The 2,496-nt window shown below is 73.4% G+C and carries 2 protein-coding genes; both read right to left on the minus strand.

The annotated features are described in order from the left end of the window. Positions 1-955 (minus strand): methyltransferase (locus ACWF94_RS38520; protein WP_453499633.1); only part of this gene is annotated, 955 nt, incomplete at its 3' end. Further along, positions 952-2,004: a zinc-binding dehydrogenase gene (locus ACWF94_RS38525; protein ID WP_453499635.1), complete on the minus strand. Its 1,053-nt coding sequence runs from the start codon at positions 2,002-2,004 to the stop codon at positions 952-954. The genes ACWF94_RS38520 and ACWF94_RS38525, both read right to left, overlap by 4 nt. Positions 2,005-2,496 lie beyond the last annotated feature (492 nt).

Consider the following 2,496-nt stretch of genomic DNA (forward strand, 5'->3'; position numbering starts at 1 on the left):
CGCGGTCCTCGCCGCTGCCGTCCTCGTCGCTGTCGCTGTCGCTGTCGCCGTCGTGGCGGGCGGGGGCCGGGTCGGGACGCGCGTAGTCCACGACCACGACGACCCCGCCCGGACCGGCCAGCTCGACCGCGCGGGCGAGCAACTGCCGGGCCCGCCCGGCCGGTTCGGCCCGCAGCACATGCGCCAGGACGACGACGTCGGCAGCGGCGACGGGGAGCGCGACATCGAGGTAGTCGCCGGCCACGGCGACCACCCGCTCACGCAGGCCGGCGTCCGTGGCCGTCTGCTCGGCGATCGGCAGCACGTTCGGCCGGTCGACCGCGATCACCGTGCCGTTCGGCCGGGTGCGCAGCAGCGCGGTCAGCCATGCCCCCGAGCCGCAGCCCAGGTCGACGATCGTCGGCCGCTCCGGCCACCACCCGCGGCGCTCCAGCTCGGCGGCGACAGCCGTCGCCACGCCGGCCTGTGTCGGGCCGGTCGCGCGCACGAGCGCCGGGTACAGCTCGGTCAGGCCGGCTGTCACGGCCGGCTCGGGCGCCCCGGTGCGGACGGTGTCGGCCAGACCAGGCCAGGCCGCCGGCGGACCGGGTGAGTACCGTACGAGTGCGGCCATCGAGGCAGGTGCCGTCGACACCAGATAGCGCTCGGCCGTGGGCGTGAGCCGGAAGCGGTCATCGTCGGCGGCGAGCAGATCGAGCGCGACGAGGGTCTCGGCCAGCACGGTCACCGGACCCGGCCCGGCCGCACCGATCGCGGCAGCGAGCTGCGCGGCGTCCAGTCCGGTCCCGGAATCGGCTCCGGTCCCGGAATCGGCGTCCGCCGCCAGGGCGTCGAACAGGCCGAGGTCGAGCGCGGCCGAGAGCGCCCAGTAGGACGTGAAGCCGTTGATGACGTCCCACACCGGCGCCGGGCCGACCGGGGTGGCGGGCACCGTACTGATGGGCCCCGTACTCATGGACGCAGCACGATCTTGCCGGTGGCCAGCCGCGACTCCATCCGCTCCTGTGCCGCAGCGGTCTCGGCCAGCGGGAACTCGCTGTCGATCGGGGTGCGGAACGTCGAGGCCCAGTAGGCGTCGAGCATCGCGGCGAACTCGCGGCGGTCGTACGGGTCCGAGCCGAGCAGCTGGAGGCCGAAGTGGTAGGCGTACACCAGGTCGAACTCGGCCCGGTTGCCGGTCGTGTTGCCGAAGAACACCAGCCGTCCGCGCGGGGCGAGGCTGTAGACGCCGGTGTTCCAGGTGGCCGGGCCGACGTGGTCGAGCACGAGGTCGGCGCCCCGCCCCCCGGTGACCTCGCGCACCGTCTTCACGACGTCGCCGGTCGTCGAGTTGACCACGACGTCGGCGCCCAGGCCGCGCGCGTACTCGGCCTTCGCGTCCGAGCCGACCGTGGTGACCACGCGGGCACCGCCGGCCTTGGCCAGCTGGATCAGCGCGGTACTGACGCCGCTGCCGGCCGCGTGGATCAGCACCGTCTCGCCGAGGCGGACCTTGCCGATCTCGACGAGCGCGTGCCAGGCCGTCATCCAGATCGTCGGCACGACGGCCGCGTCGACCAGGTCGACCTCGTCCGGCACGTGGTGCACATTGGCCGCCGGGACGAGCACGTACTCGGCGTAGCCGCCGGCCAGGTTGGCGCCGATGACACCCGCGTTCGGGCATCTGCCGTCGGCTCCGGCGGCGCAGCTCTCGCAGCGGTCGCACGGCACGGCCGGATTCACGACGACACGCGCGCCCTCGGCGAGCGCGGTTTCGCCGCCCGCCCGCCCGGTGCCCGCCGGGCCGACCGCCGCGACGGTACCTGCGATGTCCATGCCACCCACATGCGGTAGGGTGAACCCCGGAATCAGCGCGGGCCCACGCCGCTGGAGCACGTCCAGATGGTTGAGGCCGCAGGCCGCGACGCGGACGAGCACCTCGTCCGGTCCGGGCTCGGGTAGGGGGACTTCGGCGACCTGGAGCACATCCGAGCCGCCGTGCGTTCGATGGAGTACGACTTTCATACGAGAGACCTCCACTGGCTGTGGGACTTCGGTCGCCGGCCAGTTCGTCGCACGCCTGGTCGGCATGCAACGGTCTCCGTGGAGCGCCGGAAGCGCTCCCCCCGATCGGTTTGTTGCCCACCGACCGGATCGGCCTGAACGTATGGGCGCCTGTCGACGGTTGTCAATGTCCAGGACCAATCGAGTTCGGCGAACGATCGGGCCGCCCCCGTCCGGTGATCGAGCGCACGGTCTCCCGGCCCGCCACCCGAGGAATCGGCCCCACCCGCACACACCGGCCCCCGCGACCATCTGTGCCTCGTAGGACACCGTTTCGGCCGACCACCGCGCCCGGTGTTTCGCACGGTGTGTTCGGCGGGTGACCGCGCCGTGCGAACCCGCGCGTCCTCCTGTTCACCGTCGCCTGTGGTCTCGTCACCCGCCGCACGGACTGCTGGACAGCGGCGGGGCGCCGGCCCTCCGACACCCCGTCCGCCTCCTGTGCGGACGGGG

Source organism: Streptomyces sp. NPDC055078 (genome assembly GCF_053607985.1).

Excerpts from the sequence above, each read along its gene's own strand:
- ACWF94_RS38525 (WP_453499635.1), bottom strand. The coding sequence starts at position 2,004 with ATGAAAGTCGTACTCCATCGAACGCACGGCGGCTCGGATGTGCTCCAG.